This is a genomic window from Alteromonas sp. P256 (genome assembly GCF_036864455.1).
Lineage (GTDB): Bacteria > Pseudomonadota > Gammaproteobacteria > Enterobacterales > Alteromonadaceae > Alteromonas.
In genome coordinates this window covers 724,466-749,189 of sequence record NZ_JAZETM010000001.1, presented here as the reverse complement: position 1 = coordinate 749,189, position 24,724 = coordinate 724,466, and the positions used below count along the sequence as shown (strand labels likewise).

20 protein-coding genes are annotated in these 24,724 nt (G+C 45.6%); 8 read left to right on the top strand and 12 right to left on the bottom strand.

Annotated elements, in window-relative coordinates; all coding sequences use genetic code 11:
- Positions 1–323: 323 nt before the first annotated feature.
- Positions 324–2,432: a transglycosylase SLT domain-containing protein gene (locus tag V7R39_RS03255; protein ID WP_334028077.1), complete on the top strand. Its 2,109-nt coding sequence runs from the start codon at positions 324–326 to the stop codon at positions 2,430–2,432.
- A 148-nt stretch (positions 2,433–2,580) separates the two neighbouring features.
- Positions 2,581–3,900, top strand: a complete 1,320-nt coding sequence (pepQ, locus tag V7R39_RS03250; protein ID WP_334028075.1) for a Xaa-Pro dipeptidase — start codon at positions 2,581–2,583, stop codon at positions 3,898–3,900.
- A gap of 137 nt (positions 3,901–4,037) precedes the next feature.
- Here the strand turns inward: pepQ and ispB are convergent, their stop codons facing one another.
- Positions 4,038–5,012, bottom strand: coding sequence for an octaprenyl diphosphate synthase (ispB, locus tag V7R39_RS03245; protein ID WP_334028164.1), 975 nt, complete (start codon positions 5,010–5,012; stop codon positions 4,038–4,040).
- An 803-nt stretch (positions 5,013–5,815) separates the two neighbouring features.
- Here ispB and rplU point away from each other — a divergent pair.
- The 4 genes from rplU (at position 5,816) to folA (ending at position 8,433) form a co-directional block, all read left to right on the top strand.
- Entirely contained in the window at positions 5,816–6,127 is a 312-nt protein-coding gene (gene rplU, locus V7R39_RS03240; RefSeq protein WP_032095642.1) for a 50S ribosomal protein L21, read from the top strand.
- Positions 6,128–6,142: 15 nt separating this feature from the next.
- Entirely contained in the window at positions 6,143–6,400 is a 258-nt protein-coding gene (rpmA, locus tag V7R39_RS03235) for a 50S ribosomal protein L27 (protein ID WP_032095643.1), read from the top strand.
- A gap of 248 nt (positions 6,401–6,648) precedes the next feature.
- On the top strand, positions 6,649–7,818 hold the full coding sequence (gene cgtA, locus V7R39_RS03230; protein WP_334028071.1) for an Obg family GTPase CgtA: 1,170 nt from the start codon (positions 6,649–6,651) through the stop codon (positions 7,816–7,818).
- Between the two features lie 117 nt (positions 7,819–7,935).
- Positions 7,936–8,433 carry a type 3 dihydrofolate reductase gene (gene folA / locus V7R39_RS03225; protein ID WP_334028162.1) on the top strand — a complete coding sequence of 166 codons (498 nt, stop codon included), beginning with the start codon at positions 7,936–7,938 and terminating at the stop codon, positions 8,431–8,433.
- A 137-nt stretch (positions 8,434–8,570) separates the two neighbouring features.
- On the opposite strand, the gene rpoS is transcribed toward folA, so the two are convergent.
- The 10 genes from rpoS to V7R39_RS03175 all read right to left on the bottom strand — a co-directional run bounded on the left by rpoS (position 8,571) and on the right by V7R39_RS03175 (position 17,958).
- A complete protein-coding gene (gene rpoS, locus V7R39_RS03220; protein WP_334028069.1) occupies positions 8,571–9,563 on the bottom strand; it encodes an RNA polymerase sigma factor RpoS in 993 nt (330 codons plus the stop codon).
- A gap of 77 nt (positions 9,564–9,640) precedes the next feature.
- Positions 9,641–10,507, bottom strand: a complete 867-nt coding sequence (locus tag V7R39_RS03215) for a peptidoglycan DD-metalloendopeptidase family protein (RefSeq protein WP_334028066.1) — start codon at positions 10,505–10,507, stop codon at positions 9,641–9,643.
- A gap of 1 nt (position 10,508) precedes the next feature.
- Positions 10,509–11,087, bottom strand: a complete 579-nt coding sequence (locus tag V7R39_RS03210) for a YqaA family protein (RefSeq protein ID WP_334028064.1) — start codon at positions 11,085–11,087, stop codon at positions 10,509–10,511.
- The gene (locus V7R39_RS03205; RefSeq protein ID WP_032095648.1) at positions 11,084–11,719 is read right to left on the bottom strand and encodes a protein-L-isoaspartate(D-aspartate) O-methyltransferase; all 636 of its coding nucleotides are present in this window, start codon (positions 11,717–11,719) and stop codon (positions 11,084–11,086) included. The genes V7R39_RS03210 and V7R39_RS03205 overlap by 4 nt, the downstream gene beginning before the upstream one ends.
- A gap of 93 nt (positions 11,720–11,812) precedes the next feature.
- Complete coding sequence (gene truD, locus V7R39_RS03200) at positions 11,813–12,883, bottom strand: tRNA pseudouridine(13) synthase TruD (RefSeq protein ID WP_334028061.1); 1,071 nt, start codon at positions 12,881–12,883, stop codon at positions 11,813–11,815.
- Positions 12,880–13,353, bottom strand: coding sequence for a 2-C-methyl-D-erythritol 2,4-cyclodiphosphate synthase (gene ispF / locus V7R39_RS03195; RefSeq protein WP_334028059.1), 474 nt, complete (start codon positions 13,351–13,353; stop codon positions 12,880–12,882). Before ispF ends, truD begins: the two co-directional genes overlap by 4 nt.
- The gene (gene ispD, locus V7R39_RS03190; protein ID WP_334028057.1) at positions 13,344–14,090 is read right to left on the bottom strand and encodes a 2-C-methyl-D-erythritol 4-phosphate cytidylyltransferase; all 747 of its coding nucleotides are present in this window, start codon (positions 14,088–14,090) and stop codon (positions 13,344–13,346) included. The genes ispF and ispD overlap by 10 nt, the downstream gene beginning before the upstream one ends.
- 5 nt (positions 14,091–14,095) lie before the next feature.
- Positions 14,096–14,386, bottom strand: a complete 291-nt coding sequence (gene ftsB, locus V7R39_RS03185; protein ID WP_032095651.1) for a cell division protein FtsB — start codon at positions 14,384–14,386, stop codon at positions 14,096–14,098.
- A gap of 94 nt (positions 14,387–14,480) precedes the next feature.
- Positions 14,481–16,196 (bottom strand): TIGR03545 family protein, encoded by a 1,716-nt coding sequence (locus V7R39_RS03180; RefSeq protein WP_334028054.1) that lies wholly within the window; start codon positions 16,194–16,196, stop codon positions 14,481–14,483.
- 142 nt (positions 16,197–16,338) lie between these two features.
- Entirely contained in the window at positions 16,339–17,958 is a 1,620-nt protein-coding gene (locus V7R39_RS03175; protein WP_334028051.1) for a methyl-accepting chemotaxis protein, read from the bottom strand.
- A 457-nt stretch (positions 17,959–18,415) separates the two neighbouring features.
- Between V7R39_RS03175 and putA the strand changes: the two genes are divergently transcribed.
- On the top strand, positions 18,416–22,213 hold the full coding sequence (putA, locus tag V7R39_RS03170; protein ID WP_334028049.1) for a bifunctional proline dehydrogenase/L-glutamate gamma-semialdehyde dehydrogenase PutA: 3,798 nt from the start codon (positions 18,416–18,418) through the stop codon (positions 22,211–22,213).
- Between the two features lie 95 nt (positions 22,214–22,308).
- Here putA and V7R39_RS03165 read toward each other — a convergent pair whose 3' ends face one another.
- Positions 22,309–22,911, bottom strand: coding sequence for a TIGR04211 family SH3 domain-containing protein (locus V7R39_RS03165; protein WP_334028047.1), 603 nt, complete (start codon positions 22,909–22,911; stop codon positions 22,309–22,311).
- Positions 22,912–23,203: 292 nt separating this feature from the next.
- On the opposite strand from V7R39_RS03165, the gene V7R39_RS03160 reads away from it, so the two are divergent.
- A complete protein-coding gene (locus V7R39_RS03160; protein ID WP_334028045.1) occupies positions 23,204–24,709 on the top strand; it encodes a CYTH domain-containing protein in 1,506 nt (501 codons plus the stop codon).
- The last annotated feature ends 15 nt before the right edge of the window (positions 24,710–24,724 follow it).

The window sequence follows — 24,724 nt, the reverse complement described above, 5'->3', positions numbered from 1 at the left end:
TCACGCTTCATTTCGGTATTGGTGGTTGTATAATGAGCATAATCAACGCAAAGCGCCAATCCAATATAAGAATAATCTACAATAAGTATGCCTATGTTTGTAAAGCATTGCTAACGATGTAAAACATGAATAGGGGCAGTCGGCACAACATCTTCAATGGCATGGAGCCAAGCTGTTAACGCGCATTACAGCAACATATGCCACTCATGAACGGCCATTGCCATTTCCATGAGTTAGGTATAACGAGCAACTCGGCGTTTTCCACGTTAGTGCGAAGCTAGTGAAAAAACAGGTTGAGTTCAATTCAGGGTAGGAGGCTATTTGTGTCTATATATAATTATTGGTCGCGCGTATTTCGTCTTCGCGACACCGCTTTTGGCATGCACGCATTGCGGGCTAATAAATTATTGCGGCCCGTTTTTTTATTAGATTGCGCCATGCTAGTGCTTTGTGCACTGCCATTTTCTTCTTTGCATGCCGCTCAGCAGCACACGCAAGCCCAATCACTTACCTTGCCGCCAGATATCTACGCTGAAAAACGCCAGCATTTTCTTACGCTAGAAGAAAAGTTGCGTACGTATTCACGTCGTCGTATTAACGACTTCGACGGTGAAATTTACGCACTGGCAGACTATCCCCTGTACCCTTATTTACTTCGCTTAAAACTAGAGCGTACCATGTCTATTCGCACAAAGCGCGACGTGAAGCAGTTTCTGCACGACTACCGCGGGCAGCCAGTGAGTTATGGCTTGCGATACAAATGGCTTAATTATTTGGCCAAACGCAATCACCAACAGGCCTTTCTCGATAGCTATAGTAGCGGCATGGGGGCAAAACTTACCTGTATTTCACTGAACTACCGTTTACAAAATGGCGAGCCAGCAAAGCAAGTGCTTCGAGAAGTAGACACCCTGTGGCTGCACGGTCAGTCTCAACCTGATGAATGCGATCCGCTTTTTGCAAAGTGGAAAAAAGCAGGATTAATGTCGCCTACGATGGTGATTAAGCGCATTGAAATTGCGGCTAAAGAAAAGAACAGACGCATTATTCCGTATCTAAAGCGTCAACTTCCCGCGAGCGATCAGTACATTGCAGATATTTGGCTATCGGTTACGCGAAATGTCAGCAGCGTGCAAAAGAGTAGGCTATTTCCCTTAAAGAATGTGCAAAGCGAGCGAGAAGCGCTGGTATGGTCTCTTGAAAAGCTGGCCTGGCAACAGCCAGCCACTGCGGCAAAGGTGTACGAGCGATATGATAAACAAGGCGTGTTTTCACAGGCGCAGCGCCATGTCATAAATCGTGCAATTGCGCTTAGTTTTACATTAGAAAAGTCGCCACAAGCCCATCATTGGTTAGAGAGAGCGGATGCCCCCGGTGCTAACGACGACATAACGCTGTGGCATGTATCACACCTTCTTCGTACAAAGCAGTTTGACGAGGTCATCCGAATTATTGAAAACGCGCCAGAAGCGTTACAACGTAAAGCCAACTATCGGTACTGGCTTGCGCGCTCGCTTGAGCAATCAGAGCAGCCCATGCGCGCCACCGTGCTTTATCAACAGCTAGCACAAGAGCGACATTACTATGGCTTTATGGCAAGTGCGCATATCAACACTTCTCCATCGCTAAAAAACAACCCAGCACCTAAGAATAGCAACGCTATCGCTAAGCTTGCAGTAACACCGGCCACCTTGCGGGCAGTGGAGTTTTTTCGTCTTGACCGCGCGACCGAAGCAAGACGAGAGTGGTATTACTTGTTAACTCACATACCAAATAATCAAATAACTGACGCAGGAATATTGGCCTACGAGTGGGGGTTATACGACCAAGCAATAAGCAGCTTCGCGAGAAGTGGCTACTGGGATGATGTAGAGCGACGCTTCCCACTTGCCTTTAACGACGTTTTTAGTGAAAAGGCAGAAGCACACAATATCTCTACCTCTTTTGCGATGGCGATTGCTCGGCGAGAGAGCTCGTTTAGAAGTGATGCTGTATCGCCTGTTGGCGCCGCAGGATTAATGCAGTTAATGCCCGGTACGGCAAAATATGTAGCGCAAACTAAAGTCAGTCGCAGTCAGCTTTTTGATGTAAATGAGAACGTAGAGTACGGCGTGCAGTACCTGCGCTATTTGATGGATAAACTGGATAACAACCCGGTACTGGTATCGGCGTCTTACAATGCCGGGTGGAGAAAAGTGTTAGAGTGGCTGCCCGTGAATGAAGCGCTGCCGGTGGACATCTGGATTGAGAATATCCCTTACAAAGAGACCCGCGCTTACGTAAAAGCGGTAATGACGTATCAACATATATACGAGCAGCAGCTTGGCAGCAGCAACAACATATTTCCTCAGCTTACTTCGGATATGATCCCATCGGCAGACGCGGTGAGTACACATCCAGTAACCGGTGTTATGCAGTTAGCACCAAAATAAGGGCGCTGGCAGGTGCAAGTTAACACTGCTGGGCTGCAATTTATCGTAGGGGTATAAATAAGAGCACAGGCTCATGGTATACTCGTCCTAGAATAAATGTCAGTAATACAGCATTAGAAAACTAACAACGAACAAAATAAGAGGGGCTATGTCGCACCATAAAGCAACCTACGAACAGCATATAGAAGAGTTACAAGCTAGAACACGCGAAGCATTGCAGCGTGAAGGACTAGACGGTTTAGTCATTCACTCAGGCCAAGGCAAGCGGCTATTTTTAGATGATAACCACTATCCATTTAAAGTGAACCCGCAGTTTAAAGCGTGGTTGCCGGTAATAGATAACCCAAACTGTTGGTTGGTCGTTAACGGTGAAGATAAGCCAACACTTATCTTTTATCGGCCTGAAGATTTTTGGCACAAAGTGCCGCCAGAGCCCAACGATTTCTGGACAGACAGCTTTAACATTGTGTTGCTACAACAGGCCGATGCGGTAGAAAAGCACCTTCCTTACGATAAATCTCGTATGGCGTATATTGGCGAGTATATCGAGGTGGCGAAAGCCCTTGGCTTCGATAACGTGAATCCAGACAGAGTGCTGCACTACTTGCACTATCAACGTGCCTATAAAACAGATTACGAGCTAGACTGTATGCGTGAAGCGAATAAGCTTGCCGTGGCCGGTCACCGAGCCGCAGAGCAAGCGTTTCGCGAAGGTAAGAGCGAGTTTGATATCAACTTGGCGTATGCCGCTGCGTGCAGACAGGGCGACAACGACGTGCCCTACACCAGTATTGTTGCACTAAACGAACATGCGTCTATTTTGCACTACATGCAGTGTGACAATATTGCGCCAAAAACATCGCGCTCGTTTCTTATTGATGCAGGGGCCACTTACAACGGCTACGCAGCAGATATCACTAGAACCTACAGTCAAAACTCATCTCTTTTTGCAGATTTGATAAAAGCGGTAGATAACGTCACGCTAACACTAGCAGACAGTCTGAAGCCTGGTGTGGCATATACCGATATTCACCTACTGGCCCACGATGGTATTGCTCAAATTCTTCACGATACGGATGTAGTGAACCTTAAGCCTCAAGACATTGTTGAAATGGGAATAACACGTACTTTCTTCCCCCATGGTATTGGTCACTTCCTTGGGCTACAGGTACACGATGTAGGCGGGCTTGTTAATGACGATAGAGGCACGCCAAAAACGGCGCCAGAAGATCATCCGTTTTTACGCTGTACTCGTGTCGTAGAGCCTCGTCAGGTATTTACTATTGAACCAGGTTTGTATTTTATTGAGAGCTTGTTGCGAGACTTAAAAGCAACACCAGCGTCAAAATACATCAACTGGGACACGGTAGATAAATACAAGCCATTTGGCGGTATTCGTATTGAAGACAATATTATTGTGCACCGTGATAAAAACGAAAATATGACGCGGAATCTCGATTTAAACTAATCAGCTTAAGCCTCTCGATTGCCATTGGCTACTGCCGCTAGCGAAAGCGTTGGGTTTTCTGGTGGGTATTATTGGGCATGTGTTGGAAAGGTAGCTGAATTAAATCAGCTACCATTTCAGAGAATAAGTACAACCAGCTAGCTAGTGCGCTCTATTGAGATATGAGCGAGAGCAATTAATGCGTCTTTGTATTGTGAGTCTGGGATAGACGCAAGGCTTGCTATTGCCATATCAACTTCGTTTTGTGCGCACTGTCTGGTGTAATCCAACGCGCCCGTGGCTTCCATGATCCCTTGAATTCGAGTGAGGTGGGCTAAGCCATTACTTTGTTCAATGGCGTCTCGAATAAGTGTTTTATCGTCGCCGTTTTGGGCATGCCACATGGCGTATAGTAGGGGCAGGGTGGGTTTGCCTTCGGCTAGGTCATCACCTGCGTTCTTACCCATTTCTTCACTGTCTGCCATGTAATCAAGTAAATCATCAGCTAACTGAAAGGCTGTGCCTAAGTGCTTGCCGTATTCTTGCATGGCGTGTTCAATGGCCTCGCTTTGGTCTGTTAATACTGCGGCAAGCTGTGTGGCAGCTTCAAACAACCGAGCGGTTTTACCGTAAATAACGTCAAAATAACGGGCTTCCGTTGTGTTGGCGTCGTTGCAATTCATGAGCTGTAGCACTTCGCCTTCGGCAATCTGGTTTGTCGCTTCAGACAATATTTGCATAACGCGCATGCGCTTAAGGCTTACCATCATTTGAAATGAGCGGGTGTATAAAAAATCGCCAACTAAGACAGATGCTTGGTTACCGAAAACCGCGTTCGCTGTTTCACGACCTCTGCGCATAGTCGATTCATCAACAACATCATCGTGAAGTAATGTTGCGGTGTGAATAAATTCAACAATAGCGGCTAGCGTGTGATGCTCGTTATTTTCAATACCCATTGCCCGCGCGCTAAGTACAGTAAGAAGAGGGCGTAAGCGCTTGCCACCGCTATTAACAATGTAAAAGCCAAGCTGATTGATAAGTGCAACGTCAGAGTCCACTTGTTCTTGAATCAATGTGTTGACTGCTTGCATATCGTCGCTAGACAGTGCGCGAATTTGGTCTATATCCATAGGCATGGCAATAAATACTTACTCTTACGATTGGTGCTGTATTGAGGGCGATTGTACCTTAATGCCACATACTATCCACCAAATTGTCCCAAAAAATCACAGTTTAACGCATTTGAAATGTAAAGGTTAAAACCGCCTTATGTCACAAACTAATACGCACGTTTTGCGCTTGAAGATTCAAACGCTTATATCAGCGCTTCTGTGCTTACACAACATGTACCCTACATGTCATACTGTAATATCAGATATTGTAAAATTTAGCTGCTTTCGTTGTTTTTCTTGTCAAAGCCGGTGTTTTCCTTATTTTTCTTAGTGCCATAAAAGCGTATGCGCCTAATTTACTACTACTTTTGTTTATATTTAGCACGGGTAAGTATACAAAGAGTATCGAGTAAGACCAGTTCTAGCATCTACACACCGTCGCTAGCATTTAGCTATAACGTGCTGCCCATAGGGATCGCATACGATCGATATTGAGATCCCATAGCGGGTGAAGGTACTGTTTTATCGCGATCGAAGAAGCAAAAACTAACGAAGCGAAATTGATCGCCAGCGCCTTCAGGTGGCAAATTAGCAATAAAACTCGGTTTAAAAACAGCGCCATGTCATATTTTTTTCATTTTTTATCCATATTTATGTGATTGTAAGCTGCATCAAATGGGCAATTGAGGCATAATCCAACCCATGTTGGAAAAATAATCATTTTTTCTACGAATCGGGCTTGTGATTTACAGATGTTTCACGTAGAATTTGCGCCCTGTTTTTTGAATTGAAGCGTCAGTGGACGCAGAGCGGAGTTAACTATGTACGCGGTTTTCCAAAGTGGCGGTAAACAACACCGTGTGGCCGAAGGCCAAACCGTTCGTCTTGAAAAAATCGAAGTAGCCCCAGGCGAAACGGTTGAATTTGACAAAGTTTTAATGGTAAGCAACGGTGACGACGTAAAAATCGGCACACCAAACGTTGCTGGTGGTAAGGTGACTGCAGAGGTGGTAACACACGGTCGTGGCGATAAAGTAACTATCGTTAAGTTCCGTCGTCGTAAGCACTCTCGCAAGCAAGCTGGTCACCGTCAGTGGTTCACGGAAGTGAAAATCACTGGTATCAACGCATAAGAGGAGCACGAACACATGGCACACAAAAAAGCTGGTGGTAGTACCAAAAACGGTCGTGATTCAGAGAGTAAACGCCTAGGTGTTAAGCGCTTTGGTGGTGAATCTGTTCTTGCTGGTAACATCATTGTTCGTCAACGTGGTACTCGTTTCCACGCTGGTGACAACATGGGTATCGGTAAAGACCACACGTTGTTTGCACTTAAAGACGGTAAAGTTCAGTTCGATGTTAAAGGACCGAAGAACCGTAAGTTTGTAAGCATCATCGGCGAGTAAGCATTGCGCTAACTAGCCAAGAAAGCTTTCAAAAACCCCGCGTTTGCGGGGTTTTTTGTTTTATGAGACCTGATATTGATGCAGTCCCTTTTGCCTATGTGCATATAGCGGTATCCACATTCCATATACAGGCGACATTTGTTTTTATATCCTTGAGTTTGCCACTACGCGAAAGTGCGTATTGTAGTGTAAACTTAAGGTTATTAGTGTTAAGCAATAACCCAAGGCAACATTGCCCGGAGTGATAAATGAAATTTGTAGATGAAGCTGAAATTCGTGTTGAAGCCGGAGATGGCGGAAACGGCGTAATTGGCTTTAGAAGGGAAAAATACGTACCTAAAGGCGGACCAGATGGTGGCGACGGTGGTGACGGCGGCAGCGTTTTCTTAGTTGCTGATGAAAACCTAAATACATTGATCGACTATCGTTTCGAGCGATTTCATCGTGCCGAACGCGGCAAAAACGGCCAAGGCTCCGATTGTATCGGGAGAAAAGGCCAAGATCTCAATGTAAGTGTTCCAGTAGGAACGCGCGCTACCGATGTAGACACTGGTGAGATGCTTGGTGATCTTACCCGTCATGGTCAGCAGCTTAAAGTGGCCCAAGGCGGTTTTCACGGTCTTGGTAACGCGCGCTTCAAAAGCAGTACTAACCGTGCACCACGCCATAAAACAAACGGTACACCTGGTGAAATTCGCAACCTCAAGCTTGAGCTTATGCTGCTTGCAGACGTAGGTTTATTAGGTATGCCAAACGCGGGTAAATCCACGTTTATTCGCTCAGTGTCTGCGGCTAAACCAAAAGTAGCCGATTACCCGTTTACCACCTTGGTGCCTAACCTTGGTGTGGTTCGTCAAGACGCTCAGCGTAGCTTCGTTGTTGCAGACATTCCCGGTCTAATAGAGGGCGCTGCGGAAGGTGCTGGTTTAGGTATTCAGTTCTTAAAGCACTTAGAACGCTGCCGCATTTTATTGCACGTGGTTGATATATTCCCGGTTGACGAAACCGACCCAGCAGAAAATGCCCGAGCTATTGTTCAAGAGCTAGAAAAATACAGCCCTAAATTAGCCAACAAGCCGCGCTGGCTTGTGTTTAATAAGGTCGACTTGCTTCTTGAGGAAGAAGCCGCTGAAATTTGTCAGAAGGTGGTAGACTCGCTAGAGTGGGAAGGCCCGGTATATCAAATATCCGCGTTCCAAAAGCTTAACCTCGATCCGTTATGTAGAGATGTGATGAACTTTATTGAAACCCTTCCTGTGGAAGTAGAGGAAGAAGGTGACAAGAAAGACGTCGAGTTTAAGTGGGATACGTATCACCGTAATACCCTTGAAGCCCATGATGATCTGGTCGATGACTTAGACGACGATGAAGACTGGGACGAAGACGATTACGACGTAGACGTGGAATACCGTCGTTAATACGAAGGTCAATACGCCCTTATAGTTGAAAGCGCAAAAGCACGATGATTGTCGTGCTTTTTTGTACATATCATTTAGTAACCGTATGCTTGTAGTGAGATATTGATGAAAATAGCAATGATTGCCGCAATGGCAGAAAACCGTATAATCGGCGCTGATAACGACATGCCGTGGCATTTGCCTGCAGATTTAAAGCATTTTAAGTCTGTAACCTTGGGCAAGGCGGTCATCATGGGAAGAAAAACTTATGAGTCTATAGGGCGCGCGTTACCTGGCAGACCGAATATTGTAATGACCAGCAACAAAGAATATACGCTGGCAGACGCCACAGTAGTGCACACTCAAGCTGAAGCCTTAAAAGCTGCAAAAGCACAGTCTGCCGATAATATCGATGAGGTTATGATTATTGGCGGCGGAACTATTTATGATGCATTTTTACCTGAAGCCACCACGCTGTATTTAACCTTTATCGACTTACAGGTAAGTGGTGACACTCAGTTCCCTGACTTTCACGCTAACGGAAGCTGGATAGAAACACAAAGAGAGTCACACAAAAGCGATGAAAAGAATAAGCACGCTTATACTTTTGTCACCTTTCAGCGTGAGTGTAAGTAGGTTGTCATTGGCGGGCAAATTCCAAGTGAGTTCGCCGCTATAAGAACAAAAATGCCGAGTTCATTTCAAAATGAGCTCGGCATTTTACTATCATCTTATTTTTACGTGCTAGCTCCCAATTGAGTACTAGCTTGTGTTTATTTCATTTGGTCAAATAAGCTCTCAAGAGACAGCCCCTGATGACTAAGCATGTCACGCAATCTACGTAATGCCTCTACTTGTATCTGACGTACACGCTCTCGTGTAAGCCCTATTTCGGCACCAACATCCTCTAATGTCGAGGGCTCGTAGCCTAATAGGCCAAAGCGTCGTGCAAGTACTTCTCGTTGCTTCGGATTTAGCTCTTCAAGCCAGGTAACAATGTTGCCTTTAATATCGTTGTCCTGAAGTGTCTCTTCAGGGCTGAACTCTTTGTCATCAGCAATGATATCAAGAAGCGCCTTATCACTTTCACCGCCAATGGGGGTGTCTACCGATGTAATTCGCTCGTTCAAACGCAGCATCTTGGTTACGTCTTCAACAGGCTTGTCTAACGCCAGCGCTATTTCTTCGGCGGTTGGTTCATGATCAAGTTTCTGCGAGAGTTCTCTTGATGCCCGTAGATAAACATTTAACTCTTTAACAACATGGATGGGGAGGCGAATAGTTCGCGTCTGATTCATAATAGCGCGTTCGATAGTTTGTCTTATCCACCACGTAGCATATGTGGAGAATCGAAAACCTCGTTCGGGATCAAATTTTTCGACAGCGCGGATTAAGCCTAAGTTTCCTTCCTCAATAAGATCGAGAAGGGCAAGACCGCGGTTGTTATATCTTCGTGCAATTTTCACCACTAGGCGAAGATTACTGACAATCATTCGTTTGCGGGAGGCTTCACAGCCTTTCAGTGAACGGCGGGCGAAGTATACTTCTTCCTCTGCACTAAGCAGTGGTGAGAAGCCTATTTCACCTAAATACAGTTGTGTTGCGTCTAAATTTTTCGGTTGCTCGCTTTTGTTAAAAACGGTGTCGTTACTTTCAGCATCAGTATCGTTTAATACTGTTTCATCTTCTTTAACTTCTTCTGGTACTTCAATGACGTTTAAGTCATCTTGAGATTTTGATTCTAAGGCTTTATTTGACTTACCCATGGTGAATCTCCTGCTTAAAGGTTTACCTTATGACGTTTCTCCTTTGTCTCTTATTATTATTATTTATTTTTTTTATTTTATTTCTTTGGCAGATATCTCAATGGGTTTAAAGATTTCCCGCGATACCTAACTTCAAAATGAAGTTTTACCGAATCAGTGCCGCTACTACCCATTGTGGCTATTTTTTGACCAGCATACACCCATTCTCGCTCTTTTACCAAAATGGTCTCGTTGTATGCGTATGCGCTTAGAAATGTGTCGGTATGCTTTATTATAATTAACCTACCGTACCCTCTAAGTGCATTACCCGAGTAGACGACTTTACCACTAGCAGCTGCAACGACATTGCTACCTCGCGCACCCGCTATATCAATTCCTTTGTTTCCCGATTCCGCCTTGCTGAACGTACCGACAAGCTTACCTTCTGCTGGCCAAATCCACTTTTCCACTTTGTCAGGAAATGTCTTTGGCGCTGCTTTTTTGACAATGCTTGTCGACTTCTTGACGTTCGTGTTTTTTTGTGCTTTAACATCATGTTCACGTTCAACATACGCCTGCGGTTTCGGCGGGTCAATGACTCTTTTCGCAATAGTAGAGGAGGTCGGATCTGTAGACCGAGTGGGCATGACCTTCGAGCCCTGTGTATTTGAAGGCGTATTAGCTGGTGCTGTCAGTCGTAATTTTTGACCCGGAAATATGGTGTAAGGTTTTGAAATGTCGTTGAATTTTGCAATATCTTGATAGTCGTTTCCAGTAAACCAGGCTACGGCAAAAAGAGTGTCTCCCGGGCGCACTTCATACGTGCTAGCGGTATACTCTTCACTACCACTTTCTACCTGGCTATTAAGCAATACTACGGGGGCTGGGGCAGATCTTCCCGCACACCCAATTATTAATGTTAATAATGTGTAAATAAGTAGGTGGCGGAAAAAAGTGGCTTTCATTCTATCGCAAAATTAAATACGCAATAACGGCGATAACAACGACTGCCCAGCCAAGAAATTCAACATACTGCCTGAGCTTTTGTTCCATTGGTGCGCCTCCCCATCGCATCAGCCCTGCGACCAAGAAAAAGCGTGCGCCTCGCCCAACGGCAGAAGCAAGGACAAAAGGTAAAAACGCCATCTGCAGGAAACCTGCACTAACAGTAAAAATTTTATAGGGGATAGGTGAAAAGCCAGCTAAGAATACTATCCATACACCGTAGGTTTCAAACCATCCTGTGGCGGTGTCGATTTTGTGTGTATAACCCCATTTTTCGATAAGCGGCGCCAACCAAGCTTCAAAGGCAAAGTATCCCAGCCAGTAACCCGCTATTCCGCCAATAATTGAAGCGATGGTGGTAATAAGGGCAAATCGCCACGCTTTATGAGGTTGCGACATTGCCATGGGCGCAAGCATAACGTCAGGAGGTATAGGAAAGAACACAGATTCAGAAAAACTTAGGCCACTGAGGTATTTGGAAGCATGCTTGTGTTTAGCCCATCGCAAGGCCATGTCGTAGCATGGCTCAAAAATTTTCACATTAGGTCTCCTGCAACCAAGGGTACAAATCGGACAGATTCTATTGTGGTGGTTTGCAGTTCACCATCAACGCGGTCGATACAAAGAAGCGATTGCTGTTCGTTTCCAACAGGTATAATTAGCCTGCCGCCTTCTTTCAGTTGATCACACAATGACTGAGGTAGGCTAGCGGCAGCCGCAGTAACAATAATGGCATCGTACAACCCCTTAGATTCCCAACCTTTCCAGCCGTCGCCATGTTTCATAGCGATGTTGTGTAGGTCGAGTTGATTCATGCGACGCTTGGCGTGAAATTGCAAAGACTTGATGCGCTCCACGCTAAACACATGATTAAAAAGCTGTGCCAAAATCGCGGTTTGATAGCCCGAACCAGTGCCAATTTCTAGAACCCGTTCTGGCTTATTTGGGCTTTCTAGCAGAAGTTCGGTCATTTTCGCTACAATGTAAGGCTGCGAAATGGTTTGCCCCTGACCGATGGGAAGGGCCGTGTTTTGATATGCTTTATGTTGCAATGCGTCTGGAAGAAACGCTTCCCTCGGCGTGCCAGCAATAGCATTTAACACAGCTTGTGAACGTATTCCTTCGTTATAAAGCAGCTGTGCTAATGCGTCTCCTTTTCTAGAAGCTCTCATGATGTTGCGTACTTTCCTATATTGTTAGTTTTCGCCACGCTAGTGATGATGCATCACACGGTGGTCGCATTGCGACAAGGGCAAACGCTTATTTTATACTCGGTTAATAGGAGACAGCGTTTCTACACATTCACGCAAAACCGATGTTGCAAAACACCCGCTAGGCAAACCGAATGAAATAGTAAACGAATCGCCTTTACTCTGCCATGTTAAGTCTGAAGGCCAAATTTTGATGGCACGTCTTTCTTGTTCAAACCCACATTCGCTTAGAAAACCGGTTACTTCTGGATGAGCTGCCGCTACGGTATTTTCAATATTTGCTGCATCCTCTTCAGTGGCAAGTTTGCCTTTACCCCATAGTGGAGCTGAGGGGCATACATCCTTTGCAATGTAACGAGATTGGCTTTGTTCTTTATCGTCACGGTTGATAAAAAAGCTATTTGAGCCCGACAGAACCAGCGCGTCACCTGCAAGGGCGGTATCAAACACATTATGCGCTAGTCGCTGAGAAAGCACTTCATTAAATAGCCAGCTGCGAAGTGCAGATAACGCCATAGAGCGCTTGTTTCTATGACGTATGGTTTCGCCGTTAATCATGCGTTCGGCCATCACCAAGTTGCCGCCGCGCTGTACTTCACCCATGTCGTTTAAGCGCATGACGCCAAAACGCTGCTCACCGTAATAGTTGGGGACGCCATGTGTTGCAATTTCTTCGAGACGCTCTGCAATTGCTTCAGGGTGCACTACTTGTCTAAGGGTAATGGTAAAGTGATTGCCCTTTAATTGGCCCGTACGCAGCTTCTTATTGTGCCGAGACTGCTTTATCACTCTTACCCCTTCCAAATCCCAATCGCTAAAATCAAAATCTTCCACACCCGGAGCGTGTATGCCAAACCACTGCTGCGTGACGGCGTATTTGTCTTTGCGACCTGCGTAGCTTATTTGTCTAAGCGGTAGCTCGACAAACTTGGCCAGTTGTTCAGCAACAAAAGCAGTATTGGTGTTAATCTTTTCGATAAAGATGAACTGATGTTCGCCCTCACCGCATGGCTCGTAGCCTAAGTCCTCAACAACTTGAAAATCATCTGCTTGAAACTTAAAAATGCCGGTGGAGACGGGTTTGGCAAAATAATACTGCCAGTGTTCGGTATCTAATGGTTTCATGCTTTTTTTAATAACACCACGGCGTGTGATGCAATTCCTTCTTTTCTGCCTGTATATCCAAGCTTTTCTGTAGTGGTGGCTTTCACGTTAATATCATCGATATTAACATTACAGTCTTCTGCAATCCGTGCACGCATTGCTTCAATATGTGGGGCCATCTTTGGCGTTTGCGCCACAATGGTCATGTCGGCATTAGATACCTGATAACCCCTATCTCGCGCTACACTCACAACGTGTCTCAGTAACACTCGGCTATCTGCTCCAGCATAGTCATCGTCGGTATCTGGAAAGTGCTTTCCAATATCGCCAAGTGCCGCAGCGCCTAATATGGCATCGCACAACGCGTGGAGTAATACGTCTCCGTCGGAATGCGCTACTAGCCCCTGAGAGTGCTTTATACTAACGCCACCAATAGTGATGGGGCCTTCGCCACCAAATTTGTGTACGTCAAATCCATGTCCTATTCGCATGCAAAAGGTGCCTTTAATTTTTGATGTAGATAGAATTCTGCTAATGGTAGGTCAGCCGGGTGCGTAATCTTAATATTCGCCGGGCTGCCATTGACCATACCCACTTTGTATCCCGCATACTCCATGGCCGAAGCCTCGTCTGTAATCTCAACGCCGTCGGATAAACCTTTTTTCAATGCGTTAAGCAGAAGGGTTGCTGGGAATAGCTGTGGTGTTAAAGCATGCCACAAATTGGCTCTGCTTTCAGTGTGAGACACCACGCTGAGTGAAGAGTTAGCAGGGCTATTGGAACATTCCTGATTTGAAACCGCTCTTTTCATTGTGTCTCGCACCGGCGTAGCAAGTATGCCGCCATTCACGGTACTGTCGCTTATCAGATTAAGCAGCGCAGAAATATCGTCTTGTGACACACAGGGGCGGGCTGCATCGTGAACAAGTGCCCACTCATCACCGTCTAATGCTTTAATGCCGTTTAGCACGCTGTCTGCTCGTTCCTTGCCGCCTTGCACAACATTCACCCGCTCATCGCTACTTAGTTCAAGCGTAGGAAAGTAAGCGTCATCAGGGCTAACAGCAACTACAACTCTGTGGATGTCGCTGTGAGCTAATAATGCGTCAAGGGTGTGTTCTAATATGGTTTTTCCCGCGATGGTAAGATACTGCTTTGGGCGGTCGGCTTGCATTCTGCTGCCAACGCCCGCAGCGGGAATAACCGCGATAACGCGGGGTTTTGTCATTGTATTCATTTCGTATCTGCAGGCAGAATTCGGTAAAAGGTTTCTCCCTGTTTAATTAGGCCAAGCTCATTTCTGGCACGCTCTTCTATTGCTTCTAAGCCAATTTTTAAATCGTTTATGTCAGCGTTTAACAAGGCGTTTCGTTGAGAGAGGTTGGCATTTTGAAGGGCCTGTGTTTTAACTTCCGCCTTGCGACTGTAATAATCAGGAATGCTGTTTTTACCGAACCAAAGTCGGTACTGCAGAAGTCCAAAAAATAATAACAGCACGATGGGAAGCCATTTACCTTTTAACACACGTTCACCTGACAGTTGATTGAGCGCAAGAAAACGCAGGTCTTCGCCTGCGTTTTCTTATTATGCCGCTTAGCCGCGTCGAGTCAAAGACGCTTTACTCATCTTGCCCAAATTTACCTTTTAGTTTGTCGAATAATTTGTTTTTTTGCTGCTCAACTACATTGTTTAACTTAGACTTAAGAAGCTCTTCTATCGCTGCGCTATCACCTTGAGCAGCGCTAAGCATACTGCTTACATCGCCTAGCTCGCCGCTAATCAGCGACTGTTCGTTGCTTATCATGGCGTTGAGCTTTTGATTCAACTCATCCAACTTATCTTGCTGTGACGCGGTAAGCTCAGATAGGGCCATGTTAGCGAGTTGATTGTCTAAGTCAGATTTAATTTTAAAGTCTGGATTTGACAATGTGCCCTCAAGAAACATATCCATATTAAGACTAGACAGCGATTGCAGAGCCTTGGCGATAACCTTTGTGGTGTCGCTCTCGCCAGTTGCTTGCATAACAAGTTGTTGCAAATCAACGGTTCCTGAACCAGTTAGTTTGTTATCTGTTATTTGCATAGAGCCCGCGGTCTTCATTAATGCTGAAGTCAACACTGCAGAAAGCGACTTATTGCCAGACAGCGGTATGTTGGCCATGTTTACGCCGGCAAGAGACCATTGTTGGCTCGCGTCTACACCCTCACCATCAATATAAAATTCACCGCTTGAGGTAAATGATTTCAATAACTCGCCTGCGGCCTCAATAGTAAAGGTGGTTGGGTTACCAAACACATCGTGTACGTTGGTAATGTTATTCCACTTACTTGTAATGGATTCTTCTTGCCACAGCACCGATACATTCGCTTCTTTTACCAATATGGATGGAATATCCGCAGGCGCTTCGCTTTTTTCTTCACCTTGAATAAGCGGCATAACAATTTGCATGGCAGCCATTAAGTACTCGGTGTACTCAGCGGCCTTATCGCCAAATACAAAGTAGGTAACTTGAGATAGTGCTTCTTGGTCGCCTGCAATCACCCCTTTCAGTAAGGCATAATCTTCTTGTGGTGCATTTTTTAGTGCGCTTGCAGTTTCGCTAAGGACGCTTTTCGCTTTCGAGGCTTTCTCGGTAAAGTCGGAGATAAGGGCTCGATCTGCCTGCATTTCTGCCTTCAATTTGTCGAAAGCTGACTTTGCTTGAACAAGGGCCTGTGGATCTTTGAAGTCGGTTTCTTGTAGCTGAGCGATTTGAGTTTTGTAGTAGTCAATTCGCGATTTGTCAGGCAACGACGCGTAATCAGTCTTTAATGCTTCACCAAAGGTGTCATAAGCGGCGCGAGCACTTTTTACTGCTGCAGCTGTTTTTAATGGGTTGCGCTCAAGAAGCTCATCTACCGACGGCACCGCATCTTGTGCTTTTGCTTTCATTTCATCAAATGACAGAGAGCGCTCAGGAACGCGATATACTTCACCTGGAGAAGGGCGTTCAGTGTCAAATTGAACATTGAGTAAATTGAGGTTGTTAACAATGACTTGGTCGCTTAGCAAGGGGGCTAGCTCTACATCGGCATTCGCGTCGCCTACGAACACTTGATTGCGAGCGGGCTTAGTAGGATTGGTAAGGGCGATACCTTTAAGGGAAACAGTGGTTGGAAATAGCGAATGATCGAAGCTGTCGATATTCACTTCGGCACCATAAGATTCACCGAGTTTAGATTCTAATACTGCTTTGATAATGGTGTTGGCGAACAAAAAGTACACCGCAAAAATAACCACAAAAAAACCAGCAATCCACTTTAATACTGATTTGCCCTTGCTACTGCTACTCATATTCCACTCCTTGATAACACTACGCTGACGAAGAAAAAGCCTCGTTTAGTTAGTGTAAAGCACTACCTATCTCACTTCCATATATAAGTGCTCATATCAACCGTGCGATTTAGGTAGGCTTTATGTTATCGAAAAGCAAAAATTACAGTTTAAATCGGTTGGCTATTTCCATTATTGCCAAGCAGCTGGCACGCAAAGATTGGCTCGATGCCGCTAGTTCGTCGGCTGTGCGAAGACTACTGTCAGCAGCCCCCGATAAAGCATTTATTCGCATGTTCGCTTCGTTTGCTGCTTCGGCTTGTTGTTCGGTAGCGCGGGCAATCTCACTACTCATACCTGCAATATCCGTCATCAATCGGTCTGCTTCTTGTAAACTTTGATTGGCTTGTGTGGCCCTTTCAACAGTCTTTGATGAAGCCGACTGACTGACCGTTACGGCATTTACCGCACTTTTCGCATGGTGCTGCAATTTCTCAATCATGGTTTGAATTTCATCGGTACTTTGCCCCGTCCTGCTCGCTAGCGTACGAACTTCATCGGCCACAACGGCAAAGCCTCTGCCTTGCTCGCCGGCTCTAGCCGCTTCAATCGCAGCGTTAAGTGCCAATAAGTTGGTTTGATCAGCGATGCCTCTAATAACGTCAAGCACAGCACCAATATTTTCGGTTTGCGCGGCAAGCTCAGTCACCACACTAGACACGCTTTCAATGTTTTCGGTGAGCGAGCGGATATCATCAACCGTGCCTTCTACAACTGAAGCGCCCTGCTGCACATTACTTCTAGCGCTGCTCGTGCTCTTTTCTGCGGAGTCGGTGTTCGAACTCACCTCGTTAATTTGGGTGGTCATCTCCTCCATTGCAGCAGCTACTTGCAACATATTTTCGTTTTGCGTTTGGGCTTGTTGATTACTGCTATCACTAGAATTTTTAACCAGCTCTGCTTGCTCGTTAAGTAGTGTAATGTTGTCACGAATTCCAATAAGCGACTGACGCATTTTATCGGTGTACTGATTAAAATAACGAGCAAGGCGAGTGACTTCGTCTTGACCTCTCTCAGGCAGTATGCGGGTTAAATCTCCCTCACCTTGAGAGATGTCTTTCATACGCTCGGTAATTTCCTGCACTGGCTTGGCAATGCTACCACCTATAATATATACCAAGGCCACCACCAACATCACACTCACTATACAAAACACAATCATGAGGTTTCGCATATGGGCGTATTCTTCATTTAAGTGTGTGAGGTAAATGCCCGAACCGATGGTCCAGCCCCAAGGCTCAAATTCTTTAACGTAGGATATTTTTTCAGTGGGTGCATCTTCACCGGGGAGAGGCCAAACATAATCGACAAAACCATCGCCTTGTGCTTTCACACTGTTGGCCATATCAACAAAAAATGCCTTGCCATTACCGTCTTTAAAAGTGCGAAGGTCTCGCCCGTCCAATTGTGGTTTTAAGGGGTGCATCACCATGGTGGGTGTAGAGTCTTGGATCCAAAAGTAATTGCCTTTGTCATACCTTAGGCCCTTCACAGCGGCAAGGGCTTTTTCTTTTGCTACCGACTCATCGGGTTCCATTGCGGCAAAGGTGTTAAGCATGGTATGCACAACCTCAACCAAGTGCTTATTCTCATCGTAGGATTTTTGTTTTAGCGCATCGTAATGCTTCGTTAAAATAATGCCCGTTAACACAATGAATAAAAGTGCAATTAGGGCAACAATCATTCCAAGACGCTGAAATAAACTAAAGTTTCTTAACCACATAATTCCTATACCATTTTTAAGTTATTTTTGGCGTTTGCTATCACTGTATTCACGGCGTCCCTACTGCCTTGCGATGATTATCTTATCTGGTGTGTTAAATACCTGATAACTAAGTGTAGTCGCTTTTTTTGAGACTATTAATATTTATAATTTAATTGAAACTGAAACGTTAACAGTGGGTAGTGTTGAGCTAATACGTTGAGTGGCAAAGAAGCTGCGATAGTTTGTATTAAAGTTAGCGTAAACAGGGCGCTGTGCCGCTTTTTTATATGCTATTATCCGCCGAAATTGGTTGTCATCTTGATCTTCATCACACAGTGTGAAGTTTAAACACCATAAAGGTTAAAATGTGAAGTATTGACTTCACTTGTTTTCTCGCGTCTTCCATGTAACCGTAGGCGATATTTTACGGCGGAAACGCTTTTCTTGTTACAGCTATTTCTACGAAAGGGTTGCAATGCTCATAAACGATACACTCCACACAACTTCGCCACTACGCCAGCGTATCAGAGACTATTACCGCATCAGCGAATCGGTAGCAGTCGACCAAATTCTACCTATTGCAGAGGTGAATCCTCGCGCGAGAAGTAGGGCGTGGGAACGAGCAAGAAAGATGGTGCTACAAATTCGCCGCGAACAGCAGGGGCACGGTGGAGTAGACGCACTGTTAAACGAATATTCGCTCTCCACCTCAGAAGGTGTGGTGTTAATGTGCCTGGCCGAAGCACTATTGCGTGTGCCAGATAGAGACACTCAAGATGAGCTTATTCGAGACAAACTGTCAAAAGGACAGTGGACACCGCATTTAGGGAATTCAGATTCTCTATTTGTAAACGCATCTGCATGGGGATTATTGTTCACGGGTAACATGGTGAACTACGCAGATAAGCGTAAGACCGAACAATTCGGCTTATTGAAGAAAACGCTGGGCCGTTTGGGCGAGCCGGTAATTCGTCGCGCAATGAACATTGCGATGCGCGTAATGGGTCGTCAGTTTGTTATGGGTGAAACCATTGAAGATGCAGTAGAAAGAGCGAAAGAGAAAGAAACGAAAGGCTACGTTTATTCTTACGACATGCTTGGCGAAGCAGCTCGCACAATGGATGATTCAAACGGTTATTACGACGCTTACGTGCAGGCTATTAAGGTTATCGGTAAAGCGGCTAAAGGCAGAGGACCGAAACGTTCACCGGGTATTTCAGTTAAGTTATCTGCCATTCACCCTCGCTTTGAATTCTCTCACCGCGAACGTGCAATGGAAGAAATTCCTCCGCGTTTGAAAGCATTGTGTTTAATGGCAAAAGAACACGACATTGGCCTTACAGTGGATGCTGAAGAAGCGGACCGACTAGAATTATCCCTGGACATCATTGAAGCCGTCTTCCGCGATGAAGATTTAAACGGCTGGACAGGGTTTGGCTTAGCCGTACAGGCTTATCAAAAACGCGCAATTCACGTTATTGAACATTTGCGAGAACTTACCCTTGAAGTGGGTCGCCCACTAATGGTGCGCCTAGTAAAAGGGGCGTACTGGGACACAGAAATTAAAATGACCCAGCAGGCGGGCTTAGAAGAGTTTCCTGTGTTTACACGTAAGTCCTCAACAGACGTGTCTTACCATGCGTGTGCCAATCGCCTGCTAGAGTATCGCGAGACGCTGTACCCTCAGTTTGCAACGCATAACGCCTATACTGCATCTGTTATTATAGAACTTGCAGGGGATGACAAAGAAGGGTTTGAATTTCAGTGTCTTCACGGCATGGGCGATACTTTGTACGACCAGGTTGTAAAAGAAGATAAAATACAGTGCCGTGTTTACGCCCCAGTCGGTGAGCATGAAGACTTGTTGGCGTACCTCGTGCGCAGGCTACTAGAAAACGGCGCTAATTCGTCATTTGTGAATGCAATTGTCGATGATGAAAAACCGGTAGAGACTTTGTTAGAAGACCCGGTAGAGAAAACGCAGCGTTTAAAAGTACGCTATAACAAGCTCATCAAAACACCTCGCGGTTTATATGCTCCAGAGCGGGACAACTCGCGCGGTTTGGATTTAACCGATACCAACGCCGTCACCGCTCTTAAGCATGAGCTAGAGCGCTGGCAAGATTACTACAAGATAACTGATGGTGTACCCGAGGGCGCAACAGCGGTAGTAAGCCCAGCTGATAAAAACGATATCGTGGGCTACCACTATTATGCCAAGCCAGATGACATGGTCAAAGCTCTTGATGCCACTCATGCTGGTTTTGAGGCGTGGTCGAAAACTGACGTTAGCGAGCGTGCAGAAATATTAGACAGAACTGCCGATGCCTTAGAGCGCCACATGGCGGAACTTATCGCTATTTGCATGCGTGAAGCGGGTAAGGTTGCCCAAGACAGCATTGATGAAGTACGAGAAGCCGTAGATTTTTGTCGCTACTATGCAGTAAGGGGCAGAGAGCTTGCTGAAGATCAACGTTTAGTGCCTCGTGGTGTTGTACTGTGTATTAGCCCGTGGAACTTCCCTCTGGCCATCTTTTTGGGCCAGGTTGCCGCCGCACTGGTAACAGGTAATACGGTTATCGCTAAACCTGCCGAACAAACCAGTATGGTCGCTAAGCGTGCTGTCGATATAATGCAGTCTGTAGGGCTTCCTGAAGATGCCCTTAAACTTATCATTTCGCCAGGAAAAGAAGTAGGTGACACGCTACTTCCAGACGAGCGAGTGAAAGCGGTGATGTTTACTGGGTCGACTCAGACCGGTACATTAATTTCGCAAATGCTTGCCGAGCGTGGTGGTGAGCAGGTGCCGCTAATTGCCGAAACTGGCGGTCAAAACTGCATGATTGTCGATTCAACAGCGCTTCCAGAACAAGTGGTTGACGATGTTATTCATTCAGGCTTTCAGAGTGCGGGTCAACGCTGTTCTGCACTTCGTGTATTGTTTGTACAAGAAGATATTGCTGATGAACTCACTGAAATGTTAATTGGCGCAATGAAAGAGCTTACCGTTGGCGACCCAACACAGCTTTCTACTGATGTAGGCCCAGTTATTGATGAGAAAGCACTGAAAAGCCTTACCGACCATGCGTCATTTATGGAAGGTAAAGCGAAAATACTTCATCGTAGCGAGATTCCGGAAGGTGTTGAAAACGGGACTTATTTCGCGCCAACGCTTTACGAAATTGACAATATCGACGTGCTCGAAAAAGAAGTATTCGGCCCTGTGGTACACATGGTGCGCTTCAAGTCTAAAAATTTGGACAACGTACTAGAGCAAATCAACGGCACGGGCTATGGGCTAACCATGGGTATTCACTCGCGTATTGAAGAGCGCGCCCATGAACTTGCTGCGAAGAGCCGTGCGGGTAATGTCTATATTAACCGCAATATGATTGGTGCCATTGTTGGCGTGCAGCCTTTCGGTGGTCGCGGTCTTTCCGGTACGGGTCCAAAAGCAGGTGGCCCTAACTATTTGCCGCGCCTACTTATGGAGCGTGCAACACCTAAACCATCGCAAATTGACGACGTTGACAGTACCGATGAAGCACTTGTGGGTGATGAGCAAATTGCAGAACGCGCTCATGTGATGATGGACAAAGCAAAAGCGGTTGAAATTCAGTGGCGCCATACTGCACTAAACGACCGTATATCTATGGTTCGTCAGCTGCTAGCCAAGATTGCTAAAGTTGATATTGTTGATGATTTAGCTGACGATTTGAACAGAACGTTAGCAACAGCACGTCAACAGCTAACTAGCATCGAACGAAAGTTAGCTAAGCCGCAGGAATTACCAGGGCCGACAGGCGAGTCGAATAGACTATACCTAGAGCCTCGCGGAATTCTTGTCTGTTTCGCCGATAAAGATGTGACATTCGAATATTGGTTATTGTCTATCGTCACGGCGCTATCAACGGGCAACCCTGTTGTGTCAGTGGTGTCTAAAATCTTCTATGAAGAAGCAGTAGAAATTCAGAACAAGTTTGAATCCACTGGCGCACCTAAAGGGTTGTTCCAAGTGGCACGTCTTGCGCACTTAGACACGCTATTGATGGACGAAGATTTATCGGGTGTGGTTGTTGACTCAAGCACAGAGCGTACAGCTCGTATCACTGCAATGCTCTCTTCACGAGAAGGCGCAATACTGCCGGTAATCAGTGCGGAGTATAACGATAACCTGATCCAGCGTTTGGTAACGGAGAAAGCCATTAGTATCGATACTACAGCATCAGGCGGTAATACATCGTTAATGACAATGGTAGAAGATGACGAGTAGTCATTAATCTACCGCATGTTATGTGCATACAGCGAATAGACAAAAAAGCCAGCGTATGCTGGCTTTCTTATATCAAAAACAGTGATGTTTAATAATTACATCCATTCACTGCTGCGACGTTTTCGCTTAGGAAAGTAGGTGAGTAGTACGCCTAATAAAATACCGCCACCAGCAACAAAACCACCTCGCGTGAACCACATGAGCAACTCATCTTTGTTGGCACTTTCTACCTTGTCGGCCAAGCTAACAATTTCGCTGGCCTGAGCTTCATTTTCGGTAGAGAGTTGAGATATTTGCTGGCGAGCATCATTTAACTGCTGGCGAAGACGCGCGTTATCCGATTGAGATCCTTGCAGTTCAGCCTGGCTCTCAGCCAATTGCTCGCTGATAATAGGCAGCTTTTCTGCTCGTGACATTGTATTTGATACAAACTTGCTTTCTACCCATCCCTCGCGACCATCGTCATCGGTGATTTGGGTAAATTCAGCATCGCTATCTGTCGATACTACCGTTATTGGTGTCCCTGCCTCTATTGAGCCAAGAATACGGTAGTTTCTGCCCGGTCCCGTATGCATAAAAATGAACAAATCATCTTTGATGTAGTGAGATGATGATGCTTCCAATTCAGGGGTGTCTTGCAGCGCTAAGGCTTGAAAAGAACACGTGAAGAGGGCTACGGCTAACCACTTTCGAATCATATGAAGTCCAATTGCTCGTTGAAATCTTAAAGATGGTATTGGTTGACTGACATAAAGGCAAGTTTGTTCATGCATTGAGTATTGAATAACGCCTGCAAATATTGCCAAAAAGTAGCGACAAGGGTAAGGTGTTGTATCTTCAGATGTACCTGCATACCTGTATTGTCAAACGCATAACGTTTCCATGTAGCGTGGTTTTTTAAATTAGAGCCACTGTAAATGGAAATCAGAGATTTCCGAAAATAAGCCATGCTTTAAATAACATGACCGACAAAATGACCGATAAAAAACAATGTCCGAAATAGAATTGAAATTTGTAACTGGTGCAAACGCGCAGCGCCAGTTTTCTGAGCGCGTACTCCCGCTTTTTGACAAGCATCAGGTCTCAGTAATCTCGCACAAAGAAATGCGATTGGAAAACGACTACTACGACACAGAGAAATTTGATTTTCAGCAAAAGAAAATGGGATTTCGCGTGCGGGGAAATAATGGTCGCTACGAACAAACCCTAAAAACTAATGGCGTAGTGAGTGGTGGGCTTCATACCCGTTCTGAATATAACGTCGATTTGGAAAACCCTACGCCAGATTTAAGTCTATTCGATGCCTCTGTATGGCCGCAAAACTGGGATGTTGCGATTAAAAATGCCAGTCTTTCACGCCAGTTTAGTACGCACTTCACTCGACATGCCTATGAAGTTGAGGTGGATGGCAGCAGGGTAGAGGTTGTGCTCGATTGCGGTGAGGCAATGACTGACAAGAACAGTTCCCCTATTAATGAAATAGAGTTGGAATTGCTCGACGGTGATGTAGACAGCCTTTTCACGCTAGCGCTATTGATAAACAGCAATATGGCAGTGCGGCTAAGCGATGTGTCTAAAGCTGCTCAGGGGTATCAGTTGCTGCATGGCTTCAATGCGAAAATTCGACCATTACCCGACTTTCTTGCGTTAGAAGATGCAACCTCCACCGAAGACGCGTTCTGTCTTGCTGTGCAGATAGCCCTATCGCATTGGCAACATCACGAACATGTGTTTTGCGAAAGCGGCTCTATTAAGATGCTGGCTGAGGTAGCGAAAAGCATTCATTTATTACTGCAAAGCGTATCGCTGTATTTGCCAATATTGCAATGCCCACAATTGCTAGCCCTGCACAAAAAACTCATTGCTTATGCGCAACAATGGAGCTGGCAGGACGACCTGCAAAGCCTTCGTTACTTGCTATCTAAAAAAAGCCTATTCAGTAAAACGTTAAGTAAACATCCTGCCATTGTGAGTTATTTACAAGGGCGAAAAACAGGCCTAATGCATGCCCATGAGCCAAAACAACTTTTCTTCGACAACGATGCTACCGATATTAAAATTGAAGCTATTCGTTTGGTGCAGCAAAAGCCTTGGCGGGGCCGTTCAACCGGTTACGACCATAGAGTATTAGATCACGCAAAAGGGTGGTTATCCCAAGGATGGCAAACTGTTCAGCAAAGTATGCCGTTAAATAAATCCATGGGGCCAGCCAATTATTCCGCAGTGGAAGTCCTGCTACGTCAAACCCTGTGGAGTGGCTTTTTGCTGGGCGACTTATTTGTAGAAGAGCGGGGCAATTTCAGAGCACCTTGGCTTGATTTACTCACCGGTATTGACGAGTTAAACGCTTTATTAATGTTACATAAATCTATCGATGATGCCGAGGTTGAGTCTCAAGATGAGTTGCGCAAATGGACGGCGCAGAAGCTGACAACGCTTATCATTATTATGGAGCGTACGCGAAAAGTAGCAATGCAACGAGACGTGTATTGGTAATGTGTGCATTAGAAA